Below are 23,419 nucleotides of genomic sequence, written 5' to 3'. Positions count from 1 at the left end.
ACGGGACCGGCCGTGGACCGCCCGTTCTAGAACGCGTTCTAGGCCGATGGGGCCTATGTATAGCTCACGCCCGGACAGTTGTGAAGACAGCTCGCTGACGCTGCGTCAGATCACCGGCGACGGGCCGCCGGTACATTTGTCCCGGCCGAGTCCGTACAAGCGCATCTGCCGCCGCACCGCCCCTTCTCCGTAGCGTCGTCCTTATGAAGACGACAAGGGACGACCGGCTCGCGGTGAGCTTCACCGGGGCGGTCAAGAGCTTCGGCGCCGTGCGTGCCGTGGACGGGATCGGGCTGGACATCCGGCGCGGGGAGACGGTCGCGCTGCTCGGCCGCAACGGCGCCGGCAAGTCGACCGCCCTCTCGCTGCTGCTCGGGCTCGACGAGCCCGACGAGGGCACGGTCCGCCTCTTCGGGGACACCCCGGCGCGGGCGGTCCGCGCCGGGCGGGTCGGGGCGATGCTTCAGGACGGGCGGCCGATCCCCCGGGTCACCGTGCGCGAGCTGGTCGCCTTCGTCGCGTCGACGTATCCGAGCCCGATGCCGGTCGCCGAGGCGCTGGAGCTGGCGGGGCTGGGCGCGTTCGGGTCCCGCCGCGTCGACAAGCTGTCCGGCGGCCAGATGCAGCGCGTGCGCTTCGCCGTCGCGCTGGCGGGCGGCCCGGAGCTGATCGTGCTGGACGAGCCGACCGCGGCGCTCGACGTGGAGGCCAGACGCGCCTTCTGGGACTCGATGAGGGCCTACGCGGGCCGCGGCAACACGGTCCTCTTCTCCACCCACTATCTGGAGGAGGCCGACGACAACGCCGACCGGATCGTCGTCATCGACCGCGGCCGGATCGTCGCGGACGACAGCGGCGACCGCCTGAAGCGGGCGGCGGGCGGGAGCCTGGTCTCCTTCGACCGCGGCCCGGCGGGCCCGCGGGACGACGTGGCGCTCGCGCTGCTGCCCGGCGTCGTCTCGGCGCGGACGCGCGGCGGCCGCACGTATCTGCGTACGGACGACTCGGACGCCACCGTGGTCGCCCTCGCCGGACTGGGCGCGATCCGCGGCCTCGAAGTGGCCCCCGCCTCCCTCGACGACGCCTTCCTCCAGCTCACCGGGGAGACCGTGTGATGCTCGGATACATCAGGCTGGAAACACGCCGCACCCTGCGCGATCCCGGGTTCGTCATCTTCGGGATCGGGATGCCCGTGCTGATGTATCTCCTGTTCACCAACATCGGCAAGGGCGACGCCACCGAGAACACCGCCGACACCTGGCGCGTCTCGGCCATGGTCGGGATGGCCGCGTACGGAGCGCTGGGCGCCGCGACCTCCATCGGTACGGGTGTCGCATCCGACAAGGCGCTCGGCTGGCTGCGGCAGCTGCGCATCACGCCGCTGGACCCCCGGCGCGTGGTGCTGGGGCGCGCGATCAGCGGTTCGGTGACCGTGCTGCCGGCGGTGCTGGCGGTGCTGATGGCCGGCGCTTTGGTCAACGGCGTACGGCTCGACGCCTGGCAGTGGGCCGCGCTGACGCTGCTGCTGTGGCTCGGGGCGCTGCCCTTCACCCTGTTCGGCATGGGCAACGGCTACCGGCTGACCGCCCAGACCGCCGGCCTCGTCAACATGGCGTGCCTGACGGGGTTCTCGCTCCTGGGCGGACTGTGGTTCCCCACCGAGTTCTTCCCGGGCTGGCTGCGCGCCCTCGCCGAGTACAGCCCGGCCTACCGTTTCGCGGACCTCGGCCGGTCCACGACGGCGGGCGGCGCGCCGGACCCGGTGACGCTCGTGGTGCTCTGCTGCTGGCTGCTGGCCTTCGGGTCGTACGCCGTGGTCTCCTACCGTCGGTCGGCCAGGACCGCGTGAGCGCCCTGGCAGTACGGGGAGAAACGGGGACGGCTGTGGGCGGCGGGAAGTGCGACGAACTGCGGCGGCCCGGCCCGCCGAGCGGCTTCACCATGCTGCCGTGGCTGCTGTTCGGCCTGGGCGGCCTGTCCAACCTGATCCAGGGCAGGACACCGAACCCCTGGCTGGGCGGCGCCGGACTGCTCGCCTTCAACTCCCTCTACATCTACGTCGTGTTCAACGCCTTCGACGAGAAGAGGCGCAAGCACCCGTCGGTACTGGTGGCACTGGCCGGCATGGCGGGCGTCACCTACGCGGTGGCGCACGCCTACGGCGGCCCGTGGCGGCTGCTCTTCCCCCTGCTCGCGCTGGCCTGCGGGACCGTACTGCGCGACAAGGCGCTCATCGTGGTGCTGAGCGCCGTCTCCGGCTCCGCCGGATACCTCGCGAGCGGGGACGGCGGCCGGATCTGGGACTCCGCCGCCGTCGGCTACGGCACTTTCATCAGCGGCCTGGTGACCGCCACCATCCTGTCCCTCTCCGCGACGGTCCGTGAACTGCGCGCCACCCGCGAGCAACTGGCCCACGCCGCCGTCGAGAAGGAACGCCTGCGCTTCTCCCGCGACCTGCACGACCTCCTCGGCCACACGCTGTCCGTCATCGTCGTGAAGTCGGAGGCCGCCCGCCGCCTCGCCCCGCGCGACCTGGACGCGGCCCTCGCCCAGGTCTCCGACATCGAGTCCGTCGGCCGCCAGGCCCTGACCGAGATCCGTGAAGCCGTCACCGGCTACCGCGAGGGCAGTCTGGCCGCCGAACTCGACGGCGCCCGGTCCGCCCTCGGCGCGGCCGGCATCGAGCCGGTCGTACGCCGGACGGGTCCGCCCCTGTCCCCGCAGACGGAGGCGCTGCTCGGCTGGGTGGTGCGGGAGGCCGTCACCAACGCAGTACGGCACAGTGGCGCGGACCGCTGCGAGATCTCCGTCGACAGCTCACCCGAACGCGTGCATCTGAAGATCACCGACAACGGCCGGGGCGTAAGCTCCGACCAGCCCCTCGCCTCGATCGGCGGCACGGGCCTCAAGGGCCTCACCGAGCGTCTCGCGGCGGCCGGCGGCACGCTCGACGCCGGCCCTTCCACCCGCGGCGGCTTCCTGGTGAGCGCCGAACTGCCCGCCGGTACCGACCTCGAACTGGAGCCCACCCCATGATCAGAGTCCTCCTCGCCGAGGACCAGGGCATGATGCGCGGCGCCCTGGCCCTGCTGCTCGGCCTGGAGGCGGACATCGAGGTCGTCGCCCAGGTCGCCGCGGGCGACGAGATCGTGGACGCCGCCGTCGCCTCCCGGCCCGACGTGGCACTCCTGGACATCGAACTCCCGGGCCTCAGCGGTCTCGACGCCGCCGCGCTGCTGCGCGACGAGGCGCCCGACTGCCGGGTCGTCATCCTCACCACCTTCGGCAGGCCGGGATACCTGCGGCGCGCGATGGAGGCGGGCGCGGCGGGTTTCCTGGTCAAGGACGGTCCCGTGGAGGAGCTGGCCGCGACGATCCGCCGGGTGCTGACCGGCGAGACCGTCATCGACCCGGCGCTGGCGGCGGCCGCCCTCAGCTCGGGGCCGAGCCCGCTGACCGCGCGCGAGTGCGACGTACTGAACGCGGCGGTGGACGGCGCGACGGTGGCGGACATCGCGGGGAAGCTGCGCCTGTCGGAGTCGACCGTACGGAACTACCTGTCGTCGGCCATCGGCAAGACCGGCACCCGCAACCGCATGGAAGCCGTACGGGCAGCGCGGCAGCAGGGCTGGCTCTGACCCTGCCCGCTACCCCTGCCTCCTCCGGCGCGGCAGCCAGACCAGCATCAGCGCGACCCCGGCGAACAGCGCCCCCGCGCCCACCCGGAACGCCAGCGCGTATCCGGCCGTGACGGCCTCCGCGCTCGCACCGCCCGCCGTCCTGGACGCCGCGACCGTCGACAGGACCGCGAGGCCCAGTGCGCCGCCCATCGTGCGCGAGGTGTTGATGAGGCCCGACAGGAGCCCGGCGTCGCCCAGTTCGCCGCCCGATGTGGCGAGCGCGGCCAGCGGGGTCGACGCGAGGCCGGCGCCGGCCATCATCACGATGCCGGGGCCGAGGATGGCCGTGAGGTACGTGCCGTCGTCGTCCATCGAGGACTGCCACGCCATGCCGGCGGCCGCGATCAGGGTGCCGGTGACCGCGACCCGGCGGGCCCCGAACCCGGCCATGAAACGCGGGGCCAGCTTGGCGCCGAGGACGATGCTCATCGAGCTGGGGACGAGGGCGAGCCCGGCGCCGAGCGGGGTGTAGCCGAGGACGTTCTGGGCGTACAGCGTCATGAAGAACCACATGCAGAACAGCGCGGAGCCGTTCACGAACATCGCCGCGTTCGCCGCCGAGACCGCCCGTACGCGGAAGAACTTCAGCGGCATCAGCGGTGCCTTCGTCCGCGCCTCCACCGCCACGAAGACGCCGAGGAGCACGAGCCCCGCCGCCAGAGGCACCAGGGTTTCGGCCGCCGTCCAGCCCTGCGCCTCGGTCTGCACGATCCCGTACGCGAGGGTCGCGAGCCCGGCGGTGACCAGCAGTGCGCCGGGGAGGTCGAGCCGCCGGCCGTCCCTGGCGTGGCTCTCGACGAGCCACAGGGCCGCGCCGGCCAGGACCAGGGCGCCGACCGGCACGTTGATCAGCAGGACCCAGCGCCACGACAGCGCGTCCGTCAGTACGCCGCCGACGAGCCCGCCCGCGGCGCCGCCGCCCGCGCCGACCGCCGACCACGTTCCGATGGCCCGCGTCCGGGCAGGGCCTTCGGGGACGGCCGAGGTGAGGATGGTGAGCGTCGCGGGGGCCAGCACCGCCGCGCCGAGGCCCTGCACGGCGCGGGCGGCCAGCAGGTGCCAGTCCTCCTGGGCGAGCCCGCCGGCGAGGGAGGCGGCGGTGAACAGGCCGAGCCCGGTCAGGAACGTGCGCTTACGGCCGAAGAGGTCGGCGGCGCGTCCGCCGAGCAGCATGAATCCGGCGAAGGCGATCGAGTAGGCGTTGACGACCCATTGCAGCCCGATCGCGCTGAGCCCGAGGTCGGCGCGCATCGAGGGCAGCGCGACATTGACGACGGAGACGTCGAGGACGACGAGGAACTGGCCCGCACAGGCGGCGAGCACGACGGCCCAGGTGCGGGACGGCTTGCGGGCGGCGGGTATCCGGGTTTCGGAGGAGGGGGAGGCTTGGACCATGCCTGTCATGCTCGCAGCAACACTGCACCCCGTACATCGGCGTGGCGGCCCACGTCCTCGCTCACCCTCCGGGATCGCCCGGGGCACGGCCTCACGGGTCCTAGGCGGCGTCCTTCTGCCACATCTTCACGGTCGTCTTCGGATTGCTCGCGGAATTCGACTTGTGCGTCACCAGGCAGCGGTACTGCTTACCCAGGTGAGCGACGCGGTCATTCACCGAATACTGCCGGTTGACTTTCCATTCCGAATATCCCGCTGCCATGTGAGGACGCCCTTTCCATGGGCCGGCCAGTTGCCGGCCCGCACGAATCCTCCCACGCCCCGCGGCTCACGCTCCCCGCAGCAGCGTCACCACCGCCGCCCCGCCCAGCCCGATGTTGTGCGCCAGGCCCACCCGCGCCCCGTCCACCTGCCGCGCCCCCGCCTCGCCCCGCAGCTGCCAGGTCAGTTCCGCCGCCTGCGCGAGGCCGGTCGCGCCCAGGGGGTGGCCCTTGGAGATCAGGCCGCCGGACGGGTTGACGACCCAGCGCCCCCCGTACGTCGTCGCTCCGCTCTCCACGAGCTTGCCGGATTCGCCGTCCCGGCACATGCCCAGCGCCTCGTACGTCAGCAGCTCATTGACGGAGAAGCAGTCGTGCAGCTCGATCACGTCGACGTCCTCGATGCCGAGGCCGGACGCCTCGTACACCTGCCGCGCGGCCGCCCGGGACATCGGCTTGCCCACCACGTCGACGCAGGAACCGGACGCGAAGGACTCCTCGGTGTCCGTCGTCATCGCCTGGGCGACGATCTCGACGGCCTTGCCGTGCAGGCCGTGCCGGACGACGAATCGTTCGGAGACGACCAGGGCCGCCGCCGCCCCGTCGGAGGTCGGGGAGCACTGGAGCCTGGTGAGCGGCCGGTGGACGGTTTTCGCGGCGAGTATCTCCTCGGCCGTCCACACGTCCCGGAACTGGGCGTTGGGGTTGTCCGCCGAGTGCCGGTGGTTCTTGGCGGCGACTGCGGCCAGCTGCGCCTCCGTCGTGCCGTACCGCTCCATGTGCTCGCGCGCCGCGTTGCCGAAGATCTGCGCGGTGGGCGGGGTCATCTCGAAGCCGTGCGCGGCAGCCATCACGCCGTAGTGGCGGGCGACGGGCGACGTGGCGAAGTCGCCCCCGTCCGAGCCGCCGCCCAGTGCGCCCCGCTTCATCTTCTCGAAGCCCAGCGCCAGCACACAGTCGCTGATGCCGCCCTCGACGAACTGCCGGGCCATCATCAGCGCCGTCGATCCGGTCGCGCAGTTGTTGTTGACGTTGTAGACGGGGACGCCGGTCAGGCCGAGTTCGTACGCCGCCCGCTGGCCGGCTGTCGAGGCCTGGAAGCAGTAGCCGACGGGGACCTGCTGGACCTCCCCGTACGCGACCCCGGCATCGGCCAGCGCCTTCGTCCCGGCCTCCTTCGCCATGTCCCAGTACTGCCAGTCACGACGCTCGGGCTTCTCGAACTTCGTCATCCCGACACCGACGATGTACGCCTTCATCAGCGGAGCTCCCTTCAGTCACGCGGCAGGCCGAGCAGGCGCTCGGCGACGACATTGAGCTGGACCTGCGTCGTGCCGCCCGCGATCGTCAGGCAGCGCGACATGAGGAAGCCGTGCACGGCCCGCTCCCCCGCCCCCTCGCGCACCGCGCCCCGCGGGCCGAGCAGCTCGAGGGCGAGTTCGGCGACCTTCTGCTGGTGGGGTGTCTGGACGAGTTTGCGTACGCTCGCTCCCGCGCCCGGATCGAGCCCCGACACCTGGCGCGTCGTCGTACGCAGCCCGATGCAGGCGAGGGCGTGTGCCTCGGCGAGGAGCGCCCCGATGCGCGCCCGGTACGCGCCGTCGAGTCTGTCGGACCCCGCGATCAACGCTTCGAGCCCGGTGTCGAAGGCGACCTGCCCTGCCATGTGGACCCGCTCGTTGCCGAGGGTGTTGCGGGCGACCTGCCAGCCGCCGTTCACCTCCCCGACCACCGCGTCGGCGGGCAGCAGTACGTCGTCGAAGTAGACCTCGTTGAAGAGCGAGTCGCCGGTGATCTCCCTCAGCGGCCGGATGTCGATGCCGCGGGCCGCCTTCATGTCGACGACGAAGTACGTCAGCCCTTGATGCTTCGGCGCGTCCGGGTCCGTGCGGGCGAGCAGGATCCCGTAGTCGGCCCATTGCGCCGCGCTCGTCCACACCTTCTGGCCGTTGACGCGCCACCCGTCGGCCGTCCTGTCCGCCCGCGTCCGCAGCGACGCGAGGTCCGACCCCGCCTCCGGCTCCGAGAACAGCTGGCACCACAGCACGTCGCCGCGCAGCGTCGGCCCCAGGTAGCGCTCCTGCTGCTCCGGCGTGCCGTACGTGATCAGGGAGGGCACGACCCAGGTGGCGATCCCCAGGTCGCTCACCTTCACCCCCGCCTCCCGCATCTCCCGCTGCACGGCGAGCTGCTGCACGGGGCCCGCCCCCAGCCCGTACGGCGGCGGCAGGTGCGGGGCGGCGTACCCGGTCGGCGCGAGGGCGCGGCGGGCGGCGCCCGGGTCGAGGCCGCGCGCGACCCCGATCGCCTCGCACGCCTGTTTCCGGTACGCGTCCGCTTCCGGCGGGAGCTCCAGCCGCAGCTCGCGCCGCGCACCGGCCGCGGCGAGGCGCGCGGCGCGCAGCCGGTGGGCGTCGCCCGTGCCGAGCAGCTGCCGGGCGACCAGCGCCCTGCGCAGGTACAGGTGGGCGTCGTGTTCCCAGGTGAAGCCGATGCCGCCGAGGATCTGGACGCAGTCCTTGGCGCAGGAGTACGCGGCGTCGAGTGCGGCCGACGCGGCGAGTGCGGCGACCAGCCCCCCGGCCTCGGTTCCGACGGAACGGGCCGCGTCCCAGGCGAGCGCCCTGGCCTGTTCGAGACGTACGAGCATGTCGGCGCAGAGGTGCTTGACCGCCTGGAACTGTCCGATGGGCCGCCCGAACTGCTCGCGCACCTTGGCGTGCTCGGCGGCGGTGTGCAGCGCCCAGCCGGCGGTGCCGCACGCGTCGGCCGCGTACAGCACGGCGGCGAGATCGTGGACGGTGACGGACGCACCGCCACCCTCACCGTCGCCGACACCGCGCACACCGCCGGCACCACCGCCGTCGGCACCGAAGACGAGCAGCCGGTCGGCGGGGACGGTGACGGCGTGCGCGGTGACCTCGGCGGTGAGCCGGGTCGGGTCGGCGCTGTCGTGCGTGCGGACCGCCAGCTCCCCGGCGTCCACGGCGAACCACTCGCTCCCGGCGGCGAGCACGAGGACGTCCGCCTGCGCGCCGCCCAGGACGGGCGGGGCGGTCCCGTCCAGCCGGTAGCCGCCGTCGACGGGCGTGGCGGTGAGTGTCCCCGCGCCGAGCGCTACGGCCCCGATGCGCGCGCCCGACGCCAGCGCGGCGACGAGCTCACCACGGCCGCCGCGCCGCAGCACCTCTGAGGCGAGCACACTCGGCAGATACGGCCCGGGAAGCGCGGCACGGCCGGTCTCCTCCAGTACGACGGCGAGGTCGAGCAGCGTCCCGCCTCCGCCGCCGCACTCCTCGGGCAGATGAATCCCGTGCAGGCCCTGCTCCGCGGCCCCGTCCCAGTACCCGGGCCGCCGCTCTTTCGTCCCGTCGAACCCAGTCCCGTCGAGCACAGTCCCGTCGAGCACAGTCCCGTCGAGCACCTTCCGCACGGCCTCGGGCGGCACGGCCCGCGCGAGCCAACGGCGTACGGAGTCCGCCAGGTCGCGATGCTCTTGCGTGATTCCGATACCCATGCGCGGCAGACTAGAACACGTTTCAATCTGACGGAAGGTCAGGTGTGGGGTGAAGAATCGATACGGCTACACCCGTTCGAGTGGCGGGGACATCGTGGGGCATCCGCGTGGGCAACGGACAGAAGGCACAAAGCCTTCAACATCAACCGGATGGAACTTCATGCGACTCCGCAGCACCCTGGCGGCCACTGTCGGCGCCTTCGCGCTCGTACTGACGCTGCCCGCCCCGGCCGGTGCGGCCGACGGCACCTTCACGTACAAGTACGCCGACCAGACCGGCACGCTGACCAACCCTCCGAGCGGGGAGTGCGTCACCCTTCCCGAGGTGGCGGACGAGACCGTTCTGCCGGCCCACACGCCAGGGAACGCGACGAATGCGGCCGCCACCGTCTACGCGGGGGCAGAGTGCACCGGCCCGCAGTTCGACCTCCAAGCCCACACCGGCCACGGCTCCGAGCGACTCAAGGTGCGCTCGGTCGTCTTCCACTGACAACCACCCCTTCCGCCCCGGTGCCCGCACCCGCACCGGGGCGGAGCGCTGTGGCGACGGGGATCAGGGGGCATCGCGAACGGCCGCCCCGCAGTGTCGGGCGGCCCCCGCCTACGATGTGACCGCCCAGTAGACGCGCACGACCAGGAGGAACCCCATGGCCGCCGCCCCCAAGCCGGAGACGCTCGCCGCTTTCGAGGCCGCCAAGGGCTTCATGCCGGTGCGCGAAGGGCTCGCCCTGTACGCCGCCGCCGCCGAAGCCGGTGCGCTCGGGCTGCCGCTGGTCGAGGTGGGTACGTACTGCGGGCGCTCCACGATCCTGCTCGCCGACGCCGCCCGCGAGGCCGGCACGGTCGCGATCACCGTCGACCACCACCGGGGCAGCGAGGAGCAGCAGCCCGGCTGGGAGTACCACGACCCGACGGTCGTGGACCCGGAGGTCGGCCTGATGGACACCCTGCCGACCTTCCGCCGCACGCTGCACAAGGCAGGCCTCGAAGACCACGTGGTCGCGATCGTCGGGCGTTCGCCGCAGGTCGCGGCCGTGTGGGGCGGCAAGGCCGGTCTCGTCTTCATCGACGGCGGCCACACCGACGAGCACGCGAACGGCGACTACGAGGGCTGGGCGCCGTACGTCGCCGACGGCGGGCTACTGGTGATCCACGACGTCTTCCCGGACCCGGCGGACGGAGGCCAGGCCCCTTACCGCGTGCACCAGCGCGCCCTCACGTCCGGCGCTTTCACCGAAGTCTCGGTGACCGACTCGCTGCGCGTCCTGCGCCGCGTTTCCCCGGGGATCTGACCGGCCCGGATAGCATCGCCGGGTGTCGTACGACAGCCAGCCCCCCACCCCCCCGTCCTCTTCCCGCCGCTTCGGCCGCGGGAACGTCACCGTCGCGGTCGCCGCGCTCGTGCCGACCGCGCTGGCGGGCTGGCTCGTGTGGCAGGCGATGAGCGGCCCCGGCGACAGCGATCCGCCGAAGGTGATGCCGCTCCCCGGCCAGAGCCGGTCCGCGTCGCCGCCCGCCGACGGAAAGCCGTCGGCGCCCACCAAGCCGCCCGCGTCGAGCGCCTCCCCGTCCGCCGCCTCGCCCTCCCCTTCCGGAACCAAGAAGGACGGGAAGGACGGGAAGACCCCGAAGCCGGACGGGACCGGGCCGCTCGCCGGCAAGGTCGTAGTGGTCGATCCCGGTCACAACCCCGGCAATTTCCGCCATACGCGCGAAATCAACAAACTCGTCGATGTCGGTACGCATCACAAGGAATGCGACACCACGGGCACGTCCACCAACGGCGGCTACACCGAGGCCTCGTTCACCCTCGACGTCTCGCGCCGCCTGCGCTCCCTCCTGGAGGCACAGGGCGCGACGGTCAAACTGGTGCAGAACGAGGACCGCCCGTACGGCCCGTGCGTGGACGAGCGGGCACGCATCGGCAACGAGGCGAAGGCCGACGCCGTGGTCTCCGTGCACGCCGACGGCTCGGCGGCCGGGAACCGCGGCTTCCACGTGATCCTGCCCGCCCTGGTGAAGGACGGAGCCGCGGACACCACGAAGATCGTCGGCCCTTCGCGCGATCTGGGAACGCGCATCGCGGGCAAGTTCGTCCAGGCGACGGGCAGCGCGCCCTCCAACTACGTGGGCGACGGCACCGCGTTGGACGTACGCAAGGACCTCGGCGGCCTCAACCTGTCGACTGTGCCCAAGGTGTTCATCGAATGCGGCAATATGCGTGACGCGAAGGACGCGGCTCTGCTGACGAACGAAGGCTGGCGCCAGAAAGCGGCGCAGGGGATCGCGGACGGCATCGGGAGTTACCTGAAGGGGTAGGTCTGACACCCGGGGGCCGACCCCGCGGAGGGGACGATACATTCATCCGTACGATGGGGAGCTGCCCCCGAGCTTCACACTGTGCCGCCCCGACGAGTCGACCCACTAAGGACCTTCAAAGTGAACATCCGCTCCCTCACTCGAGGCGACGGCGTGGTGATCGGAGCAGCGGTGGTGCTGTTCATCGCCTCGTTCCTCGATTTCAAGTCGTACGACAAGCCGGCCTGCTCGGGCAACTTCTGCCCTCCGGACGTCGGCTCCTTCAACGCCTGGGACAGCCTGGGCCTCCTGATGAGCATCTACCTCGCCGGCGTGATCGCGGCGGCGCTCATCGTGGTGTCCCGTTCCCTGCCGCAGCAGCGCAAGATCGCGGGCCTCGACCTCGGCCAGTTCGGCGTCGCGTTCGCCGTCTTCGCGGCCTGGACCGCGTTCTGGACGATCATCGACGGCAGCGACTCCGGTCCGGGCCAGATCCTCGGCCTGCTCGCGGTGCTGATCCTCGCCGCCGGCGCCGTCGCCGCCCCGCTCGTGCCCGCGCTCAAGGCCCCGCTCATGGGCGCCCCGAAGCCGCAGGTCGCGCAGCCGTACGGCGGGCAGCCCGGTCAGCCGGGCCCCGGTGGCTACGGTTACCCCGGCGCCCAGCAGCCGCCCTTCGGCGGGCAGCCCGGTCAGCCCGGCCCCGGCCAGCAGCAGCCGTACGGTGCGCAGCAGCCCCAGCAGGGTCAGCAGCAGGCGCAGCAGCAGGCCCCGGCACCGCAGGCGCAGCAGGGTGGCGGTCCCACCACCGCCGCCGCGGACTTCGCGCCGTTCTGGTTCGCGGTTCCGGTCGCCCGTCCGCTGTACGCCGAGGACGGTTCGCAGACGCCGATCGCCGAGCTGGCGCCCGGCACCTGGTACCTGGCGGTGGAGCAGCGCGGTCCCGGTCTGGTCGCCCAGACGCAGGACGGCCGCCGCGGTGTCCTCCAGGACACCACCGGCATCCAGCGCGGCTGACATCCCGTAGCGCGACAGCGACGGCCCCTCGCCCTTCCGGGCGGGGGGCCGTTGTCGTACAGTCGCCCGGTCATTGTTCTGACGCACCGTCAGCAACGGTCGTACGGGGAGGACTCAGGGATGCGCCTCGGACTCGCTCTCGGTTACTGGGGCCGCGGGCCCGACCCCGGCCATCTCGCCCTGGCCCGCGAGGCCGAGCGCCTCGGCTACGACTCCGTGTGGACCGCCGAGGCCTGGGGTTCCGACGCCTTCACTCCCCTCACCTGGATCGCGGCGCACACCTCCCGCATCGGGCTCGGCACCGCCGTGGCCCAGATGGCCGCCCGCACGCCCACCGCCACCGCCATGCACGCCCTCACCCTCGACCACCTCTCCGGCGGCCGGATGACGCTCGGGCTCGGACTTTCGGGCCCACAGGTCGTCGAGGGCTGGTACGGGCGCCCCTTCCCCGCCAGTCCGCTCACCGCGACGCGGGAGTACGTCGACACCATCCGCCAAGTGCTCGCGCGTGAGGCGCCGGTGGAGGTGGACGGGCGGTTCCACCCGCTCCCGTACCGGGGCGCGGACGCCGTCGGAATCGGCAAGGCACTCAAGCCGATCACTCACCCGCTGCGGTCCGGCCTCCCCCTCCTGCTCGGCGCAGAGGGCCCGAAGAACATCGCCCAGACGACCCGCATCGCCGACGGCTGGCTCCCGCTCTACTGGTCGCCGATGCGCACAGAGGTGTACGCCGCGTCGCTGACCGCTCTCCCCGCCGGGTTCATGGTGGCGCCGATGGCGCGGGCCAAGGTCTGCGACGACGTGGCGGAGGGCCTGCTGCCGGTCAAGGCGATGCTGGGCTTCTACATCGGCGGCATGGGGCACGCGGCCCGCAACTTCCACGCCGACCTGATGGCCCGCATGGGTTTCGAGGAGGAGGCCCGACGCGTCCAGGAGCTGTTCCTCGCGGGCCGGAAGGAGGAGGCGGTCCTGGCGGTTCCCGACGCGTTCGCCGACGAGATCTCCCTCGTGGGCCCGCGCGAGCGGATCGCGGAACGCCTGGAGCTGTGGCGCGAGGGCCCGGTCACCGACCTCCTGGTGACGGCCCCCGACCGGCATACCTTGCGCGTACTGGCCGACCTGAACAGCTGATCAGGAGCCAGTTGTACGACCGGGGTACCGAGCCGGACGGCCTTCCGGCTCCTGCCGGTCGGTCTGCGGGCCGGACCGTACGCGGCTCTCAGCCGAACGACGCCCGCTCCAGCCAGAAGTCCAGCAGCGCCGCGTCGCCCAGCACCTCCACCCGGTCGCTGTCGGTGGGCAGGCGGCGGTAGAAGGCCAGGAGTACGTCGGCGAGCGGGCCGCGCAGCGCGACTGTCGCCTTCTCGTGGGCCCGGCGCCAGGTGAAGCCGTCCGCGCCGAACTCGATCAGCCACTCCGCGTCCGGCACGTCCGTCGCGTGGAGGTGGAGGGAGCGGCCCGCGCCCCGCAGCTCGTTCGCCTCCGCGTCGGTGCCGGTGGACTGCGTCCAGGCGACGATCTCCAGCCACTCGTCGATCGCGTCGGCCGCCACTTCCGGAGCGACCTCGAAGGCGATTTTGGCGGCGATCGCCGCGTCCGCGCGGTGGACCACCGTCTCGTGGGTCATGCGCCGCGCCCAGAACGCCGCCCGGTGGTCCGCGCTCCAGGACCACACCTGGGCGTCCGGCCCGGCCGCGCGCAGCGTGTCGGCCGCCTTCTGCGCGCCCTCCGCCAACCACGTGTCCAGGGCGGCCGGCTCGGCGTCGCCGGGCCCTGTGAAACCGCGCACCCGGTCCTCGGGGACGTCGCCGGAAGCCTTCGTCCGTACGATCGTCTCGACCCAGCGGTGCGCGCCGCCGACGTGCCGCGCGAGGTGTCCCAGGGTCCAGTCGGGGCAGGTCGGCACCTTCGCGCCCAGGTCCGCGCCGATCAGGACGGCCCGCAGGAGGTCGGTCTGCCGGACGATTTCGTCGCAGTACTGCGCGTGCCCCAGGTCAGTCATGCGGGCACTCTAGTGAATCGAGCAATCGGGCGGCCCGGTTTTGACCGGCGCAAAACGGCAACACGTTCGACATGTCCCCACGCCATCGCAGTGGAAGCAACCAGGCAGCGACGGTCATCGTCGTCATCGCCGACATCATGGCCGTCATCATCGGCCTGTGGATCCTGATGTACCTGCTGGACGCCAACCGCGCGAACGACCTGGTGAACTTCGTCCAGGACGCCGCCCGGTGGCTGGCCGGCTGGTCCTACGACCTGTTCACCTTCGACGAGGCCTGGGCACGCGTCGTCGCCGGCTACGGGCTCGCGGCCATCGTGTACCTCTTCGCCGGGCACGCTCTGGCGAACGTCGTCCGCCGTCACTGAGCCCGCTGTCAGCAGCAGTCCGGGTCCAGGCCGAGCGGCAGCCGTTCGCCGCTGAAGACCGCGGTGGTCGCCTCGTCTCCTCCGAGGGCGGCCACCGCCAGCAGCAGTGAACCCGCCGTCCAGGTGGTGAGCTCCTCGGGCCAGACGGCCCGGTTGCCCTCGAAGACGTACCCGGTCCAGTACATGCCGCCCGGCGCCCGTAGGTGCTGGATCGACTGGAGAATCTCCAGCGCGCGGTCCGACTCCCCCATCACCCACAGGGCGAGGGCGAGTTCGCAGCTTTCGCCGCCGGTCACCCACGGGTTCGGGAGTATGCAGCGCACGCCCCGCCCCGGGACGACGAACCGGTCCCAGTCCGCCTCGATGCGGGCCTTGGCCTCCGGCCCGGTGACCGCGCCCGCCAGGATCGGGTAGTACCAGTCCATCGAGTAGCGGTTCTTGTCGAGGAACCGCTCCGGGTGGCGCTGGATGGCATGGCGCAGCGCGCCGACCGCCAGCTCCCAGTCGGGCTGCGGCTCCTCGCGCTGCTCGGCGATGGCGAGCGCGCAGCGCAGTGCCTGGTGGATGGAGGAACTGCCGGTGAGCAGCGCGTCGTTGACGGGCGTGCCGTCCTCCTCGCGCTTCCAGCCGATCTGGCCGCCGGGCTGCTGGAGGGCGAGGACGAACTCGACCGCCGCGTAGACGGCCGGCCACATGCGGTCGACGAACGCGTCGTCGCCGGTGGCCAGGTAGTGGTGCCAGACGCCGACGGCGATGTACGCGCAGAAGTTGGTCTCGCGGCCCAGGTCGGTGACGCGCTCCGCGTCCCCGTCGTCGTACGCCGCGTACCAGGAGCCGTCCGCGTTCTGGTGCCGGGCCAGCCACGCGTAGGCACGGGCGGCGGCGTCGTGCTCGCCCGCCGCGTCGAGCGCCATGGCGGCCTCGGTGTGGTCCCACGGGTCGAGGTGGTGGCCCCTGAACCAGGGGATGGCGCCGTCCTCGCGCTGCGCGGCGAGGATGCCCGCCACGGTCGCGGCGGCCTCCTCGGAGGTGAGGACACCGGGCAGGACGAGGTGTTCCGTGCGCTCGGGGATGGTCACTTGGCGTCCGCCGTGACCGACGTGGCCGGCAGGTGCGGCTTGGTCGCGTACGCCACGAAGCTCTTGCCCACGAGGGGATTGAGGGCCTGTTCGGCGATGCGCGTGGCCAGGGGCTTCTTCATGATGTCCCAGACCAGCAGCTTGTGGTAGGCCCGGACCGGCAGCGCTTTGTCGTTGTCGACGCCGAACGCGCACTTCAGCCACCAGTACGGCGAGTGCAGCGCGTGGGCGTGGTGCGTGCCGTACGGCTTGAGGCCCGCTTCGCGCATCTTGCCGAGCAGCTCGTCGGCCTTGTAGATGCGGATGTGGCCGCCCTCGACCTCGTGGTACGCGTCGCTCAGCGCCCAGCAGATCTTCTCCGGCCCGTAGCGCGGCACGGTGACGGCGATGCGCCCGCCGGGCTTCAGTACGCGGACCATCTCGGCCAGCACCCCCTTGTCGTCGGGGATGTGCTCCATGACCTCGGAGATGATCACGACGTCGAAGGAGGCGTCGGGGAAGGGGAGGTTGAGCGCGTCGCCCTCCATGGCGGTGGCCGTGGCGCCCGCCGGGGCCTCACCGGCCTCCTTCATGGCGGCGAACCACTTGGCGACCTCGCGGATCTCCTCGCCGTTCTGGTCGAGGGCCACCACCTGGGCGCCGCGCCGGTAGCACTCGAAGGCGTGCCGGCCCGCGCCGCAGCCCAGGTCGAGTACGCGATCGCCCGGGGCGAGCGGGAAGCGGGAGAAGTCCACGGTCAGCACGGGGTCTGCCCTTCCGGATGGAGATGGTTACGGCGCCGGATCACCGGGCGCGCATGGCGGGGGCCGCGGGGCGGCGGGGGTTCTGTGTCGGCGGGGGCGTCCGCGTCAACGGGGTCTCACCGGGCTCCCCCGCGCACCGCGCTGTGGGCGGCGATCCGCTCCCGGTAGAGCTCGGCGGTGCCCTGGGCGGCCTTGGCCCAGGTGAACCGGTCCAGCACGCGGGCCCGTCCGGCCGCGCCGAGGCGCAGGCGCAGCGCGGGGTCGTCCAGGAGCCGGCCGAGAGCGGCGGCCAGCGCGCCCGCGTCGCCGGGCGGCACGGCCAGGCACGTCTCGCCGTCCCTTCCCGTGACTTCGGGGATCGCGCCGCCGGTGGTGGCGACGAGCGGGGTGCCGGTGGCCATGGCTTCGGCGGCGGGCAGTGAGAAGCCCTCGTACAGGGAAGGAACGCAGGAGACCTGGGCGCTGCGTACGAGGTCGACGAGCTCCTGGTCGCTGATGCCCTTGACGAACTCGACGGCGCCCTGGAGGCCGTACCGCTCGATGGCCTGGGCGACCGGACCGTCCTCGGCGCGCTTGCCGACGACGACGAGGTGGGCGTCGGGCTGCTCGGTGCGGAGCTTGGCGAGCGCCTCGACGAGGTGGACGAGTCCCTTGAGCGGTACGTCGGCGCTGGACGTCGTCACGATCCGCCCCGGGATCTCGGCGACGGACGGGTCCGGGGACCACAGGCCGGTGTCGGCGCCGATGTGCACCACGCGGATGCGGTCGCGGCGCACCCCGAGGTGCTCGACTATCTCCTCCTGCGAGGAGCCGGAGACGGTGAGCACGGAGGGCAGGCGGCGGGCGACGCGCTTCTGCATGCGGGTGAAGCCGTACCAGCGGCGCACGGAGGCGCGCTTGCGGCGGCTGCCGGCGGCGTCGAGGTCGAGCTGCCGGTCGACGGTGATGGGGTGGTGGATCGTGGTGACCAGGGGGGCGCCGAGGTCGGCGAGCAGTCCGTAGCCGAGCGTCTGGTTGTCGTGGATGACATCGAAGTCGCCCCGGCGGGCCGCCAGGTGGCGCTTGGCGCGCAGCGAGAAGGTGAGGGGCTCGGGGAAGCCGCCGGTCCACATCGTCGCCACTTCGAGGGCGTCGATCCAGTCGCGGTACTCGTCGCGCCCCGGCGTACGGAACGGGTCGGGGCTGCGGTACAGGTCGAGGCTGGCCAGCTCGGTGAGCGGGACGCCCTCGTCGAGCACGGGGTAGGGCTGGGAGCCGAGGACTTCGACGCTGTGGCCGAGCCGGGCGAGCTCGCGCGAGAGGTGGCGGACGTAGACGCCCTGGCCTCCGCAGAAGGGGTTGCCCTTGTACGTCAGGAGCGCGATGCGCAGCGGACGGTCGCCCTTGACGAGGTCCCCCGCGTGGGGGCCCGCCTCTATGGCCTCAGCGGTCACTCCCGGCCCCCTTCTTACTGCTCTTTCACCGGAGCGTAGCCGCTGGCGCTAACCTAGAACAAGTTTCAGTATCGAACGTCCGACGAGGTCTGAATCTACCGGCAGGTAGCGCAACCGTAAGCGCCGGATCAGGTGATTCGCACCACGACCGGCACCCTGCCATGCTGTGCCACCCGGGGGCCCCGGCCCCCCATGCCCGGCGTACGGACAAATGCCATGGAATGGGACGCATGACAGCGGAAGTCAAGCCCTCGTCGCCGCCTCTGACGGAACGCCAGGAGGCGCGCCGCCGCCGGATCCTGCACGCCAGCGCCCAGCTGGCCAGCCGGGGCGGTTTCGACGCGGTGCAGATGCGCGAGGTCGCCGAGGCCGCCGGCGTCGCGCTGGGCACGTTGTACCGCTACTTCCCGTCCAAGGTCCACCTGCTGGTCGCCACCATGCAGGACCAGCTCCAGCACATGCACACCACGCTGCGCAAGCGGCCCCCGGGCGGCGAGAGCGCGGCCGAGCGGGTCGCCGAGACACTGATGCGCGCCTTCCGGGCCCTGCAGCGGGAGCCGCAGCTGGCGGACGCGATGGTGCGGGCCCTGACCTTCGCGGACCGCAGCGTCAGCCCCGAGGTGGACACGGTCTCGCGCCAGACGACGGCGATCATCCTGGACGCGATGGACCTGAAGGGACCGCCGACCCCGGAGCAGCTGTCGGCGGTCAGGGTCATCGAGCACACCTGGCACTCGGCACTGATCACCTGGCTTTCGGGCCGGGCGTCGATCGCGCAGGTGAAGATCGACATCGAGACGGTGTGCCGGCTGATCGATCTGACCGACCCGGCCGGCCCCGGCGGAACCCCGGTGACCTACCGCCGGTAACAGGCGCACGCACGCCTGGAGTGCGCCCGCCGCGCCCCTGCCGCGCTCCCCAATGGCCTGATTTCGCACCGTGAGATCGGCCGCCCCGGGTACTAATGAGCGACGTGCCATGTCCATGCAGGACACCGGGGGACCCCAGGGGGAACAGGCAGTGACAAGCATGATCCGCGTTCTTCTCGTGCACGATGTCTGTCTGGTGCGGTCGGGACTCGCCGCACTGCTCGAAAAGGAGTCCGGCATAGAGATATCGACGAGCACATCACTCGGAGCGTTACGCAGCGCGGGGTCAATGCCGCCGCAGGTCTGCGTGGCCGACTCCGAAGGGCCGGGATCACCGTGCCTGACCGCCGCCGCCGAAGTGTCGGATTCGCACCCCGGCTGCTCGCTGCTCGTCCTCGTCCCGGCAGGCAAACCCGGTCTGCTGCGGCGCGCGTACGAGACCGACGCCCAGGGGTACGTCAGCAAGGACGCCCCGGCCGAGCGGCTCCTCGAAGGAGTACGGCGGGTCGCGGCGGGCGAACGGTTCGTCGACGACTCGCTGGCGTGCGGCTTCCTGGAGGCCGCGCGGAGTCCCCTCACCACACGGGAACTGAGCGTGCTGTCACTGGCCGCCGAGGGGGCGGACGTCACCGAGATCGCCCACAGCCTGCACCTGACCAACGGGACGGTGCGCAACTACATGGCCGCGATCACCCGGAAGACCGGGGCCCGCAATCGCGTGGACGCCATTCGCATCTCCCAGGGCGCCGGCTGGCTCTGACCAGCCGCCGGCCAGGTCCCGGTACAGAGCCGAGCGCCGGATCAGCTCGTCGTGGCTGCCGCAGACCGCGTGCGTACCGTCCATCACCAGCACGCGGTCGGCGCGCCGGGCCGAGCTGATCCGGTGGGCCACGACGATCAGCGTGGTGTCCGGGCGCTCGGCGAAGGCGCGTTCGGCGCGGGCCTCGGCGGCGGGATCGAGATGACAGGTCGCCTCGTCCAGCAGGACGACGGGCACGGGTGCCAGATGGGCGCGGGCGAGGGCGATCAACTGCCGCTCGCCCGCCGACAGTTCGCCGGGGGCCACGGTGGCGTCGGGACCACCGAGCCGCAGGAGCAGCTCGTACGCCCCGACCGCGCGGGCGGAGGCGAGCACGGCTGAATCGGACGGCGGCTCCGGGCACAGATAGGTGAGGTTGTCGCGCAGGGCGCCGGAGAAGACGTACGCCTCCTGCGGCACCAGTACCCGCCGGTGTGCGGCGTCGCGCACCGGCTCGCCGCAGAGCAGGACTTCGCCGCGGCCGGGGGCCAGAAGTCCCGCGACGAGGGCGGTCAGGGTGGACTTGCCGATACCGCTGGGCCCGACGACGGTGAGACGGCCACCTGCCGGGACGGCGAGATCCAGCGCCCGGAACACCGGCTCGGCGCGCGGCCCGTAGGCGAAGGTCACGCCCCGCAGCTCCACCGCGGGCCGCCCGCGAACGGCCGAGCGGGACGGGCTCCCTCCCCACGCCGCCCCTTCCCGGACCGGGGCTCCGGCACCGGGAGGAGCACCGCCGCCGACGTCGGCGTCCGCTCGGGGCCGCCGGGAGATGGGCGTCCCCACGGAACTGCCCGCCTCCGCGTCCTCCCCGTGCCGGGGGTCGGGCCGCGGGCCGGACCCGCCCCGGACGGCATCCGGGCGTCGGGACTCGGCCCGCCCGGCATCCGGGTGTCGGGGCCGCGCCCGTCCGGTGTCCGGGACGTCCTCGTCCGCCGACGGCCCGGACCCCCGCTCCGTCAGGCGGCGGAGGACCACCGTCAGGCGGGAGCCCGCCGTTCCCAGGGCCTGCATCAGGCTCTGGAGGGCGGGCACCAGGGCGTACATGAGGTACGTGAGGGCGCCCACGAGGTCGCCGGGTGTCACCCCGCGGCCCAGCAGCCAGGGGGCGGTCACCAGCAGCAGGACCACCGGCAGCCGGCCGCCCACCGCCACCGCGAGCACCCGCAGCACGCCCCACCGGGCGAGGGTGCGCGCGGCGCGGAACTCGGCGGCGAACCGGGCGTCGGCCCCGGCGGCCGTCCGCGTCTCGGCGCCCGCCGCGGCGATGTCCCGCAGCCCGGCGGCGGTGGCGTCCAGTACCTCCGCGACCGCCTCGTCGGCGTCGAGGAACGTCTCCTGCCGACGGGCCATCGGGCGCAGGGTCACGAGGAACAGGCCGAGCCCCAGGACCAGCGGCGGCACCACGACGAGCAGCAGCGCGGGCGCCAGCGACGCCAGCCCGGCCAGCGCACCGGCCGCCGTGAAGACGAACGACCGGGAGACCATCACCAGACCCGCGAAGGTGTCCCTGGCGATCTCCACCTGATGGGTGAGCCGGGACACCGCCGCGTGGTCGGCGTCCTGCAGGGCACGGCCGACGACCCGGCGTACGAGGCCGTCGCGCAAGGGTTCCACCAGCTCGGACACGGCCCGGAAGACCCGCGCGGTGCCGTACGCCCCGGCCGCGACGGCCACGGCGGCGGCCCCCAGCCAGCCCAGCCCCTCGGCCGTACGTCCGGCCAGGAACCCGTGGTCGAGCGCGCGCGCGACGGCGTACCCGAAGAGGAAGGTCTGCGCGGCTTCGAGCAGCGACCAGAGGCCCAGTCGGGCCAGCACGGGCCGCCGCCGGTTCAAAAAGCGCAGCCCTTCGGTGCGCAGGGGGGATGCGTCGGGCGTCATGACCTGCCTTGGTCCGTTGCGGGGTCCGTCGCGGGATGCACGGTCTCCGGCGCGGTGCCCGGGTCGGCGTGGGCGTCGACGTCAGCGTCGGCCGCCGGGTCGGTGAACACCGCCCGGTATCCGGCCAGTTGCCGCCAGAGCACCGCGTGCGGCCCCACCGCGCGGATGCGGCCCCCATGGAGCCAGGCAACCTGGTCGGCGCGGGCCGCCGTCGACGCCCGGTGGGCGATGATCAGGCGGGTACGGGCACCGGCCTCCCGGGTCAGCGCCTCACCAACCCGCAGCTCGGTGACCGTATCGAGGCTGGAGGTCGCGTCGTCGAGGATCAGCAGCCTCCCGGGATGCGCGAACGCCCGGGCCAGCCCGAGGCGTTGCGCCTCGCCGCCGGAGAGCGGCGCCTCGGCGCACGGGGTGTCGTAACCGAGCGGAAGGCGGCGTACGAAGTCGTCCGCGCAGGCTGCCCCGGCCGCCTCCCGCACCGCTGACGCGTCCGGTTCGTCGCCACCGAAGGCGATCGTGCCGCCGATCGTGCCGCCCAGCAGCGCGGGCCGCTCGAAGGCTTGGCCGATCGCGCGGCGCAGCACGTCACGGGGCAGCTCCCGCAGTGGTACGCCGTCGAGTGCGACCGTGCCCGCGTCGGGGTCGGCGAGGCGCCCGGCGACCGCGGCGAGAGTGGACTTGCCGGAACCGGAGCGGCCGACGAGGGCCAGCGAGGTGCCGCCGGGGACGGTGAGGTCGAGAGCGTCCAGGATCGTACGGTCACCGTGGGCGACCGTGACGCCGCGCAGCTCCAGTGTCCCGGCGCCGGGCGGCAGCTCCGCGTCGCCGTGCGCGGTGGCCGGTACGGCGAGCAGGCCGGCGAGTCGGCGGGCCGCGCCCCGGCTGCGCACCAGGCCGTTCAGCCGCCCGACCAGCATGCCGATGCCGGTGGCTAGCGCCGCGTACCGGGCGGCGGCGAGCAACCCGCCCACCGAGAGTTCACCGGCCGCGAGGCGTGTTCCGGCCACCGCGAGCACGGCGATCTGGAGCAGCGGCACGATCACGGCGGCCTGGGCGGTGGAGCGCCCCTGGACCCGCCACATCCGGTAGCCCTGGGCGCTGAGCCCCGCCAGCGGCTCCAGGACGCGGGCCTGTTCGCGGCGGGCCGTGCCGGCGGCGGCGATCGTACGGGCGCCGCCGACCGCCTCCACGAGGCGTGCGGCGATCTCGCCCTGGCCCTCCTGATAGCGCGCGACGCTGTCGCCGGATTCGCGGACGAAGGCTTTCAGCAGCAGGACGAGCAACGGCATGCCGACGAGGAACGCCCCCGCCGTCCACAGGTCCACGACCGCGAGGGCGACGAGCCCGCCGACGGGGGTGACCACGGCGGCGAGCGTGCCCGCGAGCGCGGCCGGGGCGCCTCCGGCGTGGGCCGCGTTGCCGACCAGTCGGGCCACGAGGTCGCCGGGCGGCACCCGGTCCGTGCAGCGTGGCCCGGCCGCCAGGACGTGCCGCAGCAGGCGGCGGCGGAACCAGACGGTGGAGCGGGCGTTGGTGGTGCCGGTCAGTACCCCGTCGACCGCGTCGACCAGGACGAGCAGGCAGGTGAGGGCCGCGCAGGCGGTGAGCCACGCGGTGGCGGACCGCCCGGAGAGCAGCAGGTCGAGTGTGTGGCCGAGCACGGCGGGCAGCGCCAGGCCAGTCGCGGCGCCCGCGGTACTGAGGACCAGGATCGCGGCGCCGGGGACCGCGCTGTGCCGTACGGAGCCGAGCAGCAGCCGGTCGGCCGCACGGGGTTGGTCCGGCTCCTGGGCCGGCTTCCGGTGCATCCGCCTTCGCCCCTTCCCCTCGTGCGGGCAGATGTGCGGGCCCCGGGAGGTGTGCCGTACCCCCCGGGGCCGCATCTCTGTCAGAACGCCGCAGAGATCTCTCTCGACGTCACAGACACAGCAGGAAGCTGTTGGAGCTGTGCTTGTCGCACGCCAGCAGGCTCAGGCTGCTCTGGTCGCCGCCGTCGGTCTCGGGGGTGTCCAGGCTCTGAAGGTCGAGAAGTGCCATGGTGTTTCCCTTCGGTTGTCCGTTCCCGTGGGGACGGGTTCTTTTGG

Annotated in this window: 22 protein-coding genes and 1 pseudogene; 12 read left to right on the top strand and 11 right to left on the bottom strand. The window is 72.7% G+C overall.

Annotation, left to right across the window (positions count from 1 at the left end; translation table 11 throughout):
- Positions 1-203 precede the first annotated feature (203 nt).
- The 4 genes from ACWIHY_RS22660 (at position 204) to ACWIHY_RS22645 (ending at position 3,638) form a co-directional block, all read left to right on the top strand.
- On the top strand, positions 204-1,115 hold the full coding sequence (locus tag ACWIHY_RS22660; RefSeq protein WP_454377476.1) for an ATP-binding cassette domain-containing protein: 912 nt from the start codon (positions 204-206) through the stop codon (positions 1,113-1,115).
- Positions 1,115-1,849: an ABC transporter permease gene (locus tag ACWIHY_RS22655; RefSeq protein WP_454377475.1), complete on the top strand. Its 735-nt coding sequence runs from the start codon at positions 1,115-1,117 to the stop codon at positions 1,847-1,849. Before ACWIHY_RS22660 ends, ACWIHY_RS22655 begins: the two co-directional genes overlap by 1 nt.
- 92 nt (positions 1,850-1,941) lie before the next feature.
- Complete coding sequence (locus tag ACWIHY_RS22650) at positions 1,942-3,036, top strand: sensor histidine kinase (protein WP_454377560.1); 1,095 nt, start codon at positions 1,942-1,944, stop codon at positions 3,034-3,036.
- Entirely contained in the window at positions 3,033-3,638 is a 606-nt protein-coding gene (locus ACWIHY_RS22645) for a response regulator (RefSeq protein ID WP_454377474.1), read from the top strand. Before ACWIHY_RS22650 ends, ACWIHY_RS22645 begins: the two co-directional genes overlap by 4 nt.
- 9 nt (positions 3,639-3,647) lie before the next feature.
- Here the strand turns inward: ACWIHY_RS22645 and ACWIHY_RS22640 are convergent, their stop codons facing one another.
- From ACWIHY_RS22640 to ACWIHY_RS22625, 4 genes are all read right to left on the bottom strand, one after another.
- The gene (locus tag ACWIHY_RS22640) at positions 3,648-5,075 is read right to left on the bottom strand and encodes an MFS transporter (protein ID WP_454377473.1); all 1,428 of its coding nucleotides are present in this window, start codon (positions 5,073-5,075) and stop codon (positions 3,648-3,650) included.
- 100 nt (positions 5,076-5,175) lie between these two features.
- The gene (locus ACWIHY_RS22635; protein ID WP_454377472.1) at positions 5,176-5,337 is read right to left on the bottom strand and encodes a carbohydrate-binding protein; all 162 of its coding nucleotides are present in this window, start codon (positions 5,335-5,337) and stop codon (positions 5,176-5,178) included.
- Positions 5,338-5,403: 66 nt separating this feature from the next.
- On the bottom strand, positions 5,404-6,594 hold the full coding sequence (locus tag ACWIHY_RS22630; protein ID WP_454377471.1) for a lipid-transfer protein: 1,191 nt from the start codon (positions 6,592-6,594) through the stop codon (positions 5,404-5,406).
- 14 nt (positions 6,595-6,608) lie between these two features.
- Positions 6,609-8,852 carry an acyl-CoA dehydrogenase gene (locus ACWIHY_RS22625; protein WP_454377470.1) on the bottom strand — a complete coding sequence of 748 codons (2,244 nt, stop codon included), beginning with the start codon at positions 8,850-8,852 and terminating at the stop codon, positions 6,609-6,611.
- Positions 8,853-9,012: 160 nt separating this feature from the next.
- On the opposite strand from ACWIHY_RS22625, the gene ACWIHY_RS22620 reads away from it, so the two are divergent.
- The 5 genes from ACWIHY_RS22620 (at position 9,013) to ACWIHY_RS22600 (ending at position 13,295) form a co-directional block, all read left to right on the top strand.
- Complete coding sequence (locus ACWIHY_RS22620) at positions 9,013-9,342, top strand: hypothetical protein (protein ID WP_454377469.1); 330 nt, start codon at positions 9,013-9,015, stop codon at positions 9,340-9,342.
- A 157-nt stretch (positions 9,343-9,499) separates the two neighbouring features.
- Positions 9,500-10,144, top strand: a complete 645-nt coding sequence (locus ACWIHY_RS22615; protein WP_454377468.1) for a class I SAM-dependent methyltransferase — start codon at positions 9,500-9,502, stop codon at positions 10,142-10,144.
- 22 nt (positions 10,145-10,166) lie between these two features.
- The gene (locus ACWIHY_RS22610; protein WP_454377467.1) at positions 10,167-11,171 is read left to right on the top strand and encodes an N-acetylmuramoyl-L-alanine amidase; all 1,005 of its coding nucleotides are present in this window, start codon (positions 10,167-10,169) and stop codon (positions 11,169-11,171) included.
- Positions 11,172-11,291: 120 nt separating this feature from the next.
- Positions 11,292-12,164 (top strand): DUF5336 domain-containing protein, encoded by an 873-nt coding sequence (locus ACWIHY_RS22605; protein ID WP_454377466.1) that lies wholly within the window; start codon positions 11,292-11,294, stop codon positions 12,162-12,164.
- A gap of 120 nt (positions 12,165-12,284) precedes the next feature.
- Positions 12,285-13,295 (top strand): LLM class F420-dependent oxidoreductase, encoded by a 1,011-nt coding sequence (locus tag ACWIHY_RS22600; RefSeq protein WP_454377465.1) that lies wholly within the window; start codon positions 12,285-12,287, stop codon positions 13,293-13,295.
- Between the two features lie 88 nt (positions 13,296-13,383).
- Here ACWIHY_RS22600 and ACWIHY_RS22595 read toward each other — a convergent pair whose 3' ends face one another.
- Entirely contained in the window at positions 13,384-14,166 is a 783-nt protein-coding gene (locus ACWIHY_RS22595) for a maleylpyruvate isomerase family mycothiol-dependent enzyme (protein WP_454377464.1), read from the bottom strand.
- Between the two features lie 71 nt (positions 14,167-14,237).
- Between ACWIHY_RS22595 and ACWIHY_RS22590 the strand changes: the two genes are divergently transcribed.
- Positions 14,238-14,531, top strand: coding sequence for a hypothetical protein (locus tag ACWIHY_RS22590; RefSeq protein ID WP_454377463.1), 294 nt, complete (start codon positions 14,238-14,240; stop codon positions 14,529-14,531).
- Between the two features lie 8 nt (positions 14,532-14,539).
- On the opposite strand, the gene ACWIHY_RS22585 is transcribed toward ACWIHY_RS22590, so the two are convergent.
- From ACWIHY_RS22585 to ACWIHY_RS22575, 3 genes are all read right to left on the bottom strand, one after another.
- A complete protein-coding gene (locus tag ACWIHY_RS22585; RefSeq protein ID WP_454377462.1) occupies positions 14,540-15,610 on the bottom strand; it encodes a prenyltransferase in 1,071 nt (356 codons plus the stop codon).
- Entirely contained in the window at positions 15,607-16,353 is a 747-nt protein-coding gene (locus ACWIHY_RS22580) for a class I SAM-dependent methyltransferase (protein ID WP_454377461.1), read from the bottom strand. The genes ACWIHY_RS22585 and ACWIHY_RS22580 overlap by 4 nt, the downstream gene beginning before the upstream one ends.
- 116 nt (positions 16,354-16,469) lie before the next feature.
- Positions 16,470-17,786 carry a glycosyltransferase family 4 protein gene (locus ACWIHY_RS22575; RefSeq protein ID WP_454377460.1) on the bottom strand — a complete coding sequence of 439 codons (1,317 nt, stop codon included), beginning with the start codon at positions 17,784-17,786 and terminating at the stop codon, positions 16,470-16,472.
- 230 nt (positions 17,787-18,016) lie between these two features.
- Between ACWIHY_RS22575 and ACWIHY_RS22570 the strand changes: the two genes are divergently transcribed.
- Together ACWIHY_RS22570 and ACWIHY_RS22565 are read left to right on the top strand one after the other, a co-directional pair.
- Positions 18,017-18,655 (top strand): TetR family transcriptional regulator, encoded by a 639-nt coding sequence (locus tag ACWIHY_RS22570; RefSeq protein WP_454377459.1) that lies wholly within the window; start codon positions 18,017-18,019, stop codon positions 18,653-18,655.
- A gap of 109 nt (positions 18,656-18,764) precedes the next feature.
- Positions 18,765-19,331, top strand: a pseudogene (locus tag ACWIHY_RS22565) (LuxR C-terminal-related transcriptional regulator); the annotation flags it as partial.
- On the opposite strand, the gene ACWIHY_RS22560 reads toward ACWIHY_RS22565, so the two are convergent.
- The 3 genes from ACWIHY_RS22560 to ACWIHY_RS22550 form a co-directional block, all read right to left on the bottom strand.
- The gene (locus ACWIHY_RS22560) at positions 19,257-21,335 is read right to left on the bottom strand and encodes an ATP-binding cassette domain-containing protein (RefSeq protein ID WP_454377458.1); all 2,079 of its coding nucleotides are present in this window, start codon (positions 21,333-21,335) and stop codon (positions 19,257-19,259) included. The pseudogene ACWIHY_RS22565 and the gene ACWIHY_RS22560 sit on opposite strands and share 75 nt — an antisense overlap.
- Positions 21,332-23,143, bottom strand: a complete 1,812-nt coding sequence (locus tag ACWIHY_RS22555; RefSeq protein WP_454377457.1) for an ABC transporter ATP-binding protein — start codon at positions 23,141-23,143, stop codon at positions 21,332-21,334. The genes ACWIHY_RS22560 and ACWIHY_RS22555 overlap by 4 nt, the downstream gene beginning before the upstream one ends.
- Positions 23,144-23,252: 109 nt before the next feature.
- Positions 23,253-23,372, bottom strand: coding sequence for a SapB/AmfS family lanthipeptide (locus tag ACWIHY_RS22550; RefSeq protein WP_107357889.1), 120 nt, complete (start codon positions 23,370-23,372; stop codon positions 23,253-23,255).
- Positions 23,373-23,419: the final 47 nt, after the last annotated feature.

Source organism: Streptomyces sp. NPDC055287 (assembly GCF_053646035.1).
Note: the sequence above shows the minus strand (reverse complement) of the source record. Positions and strands in the feature narration are given on the sequence as shown.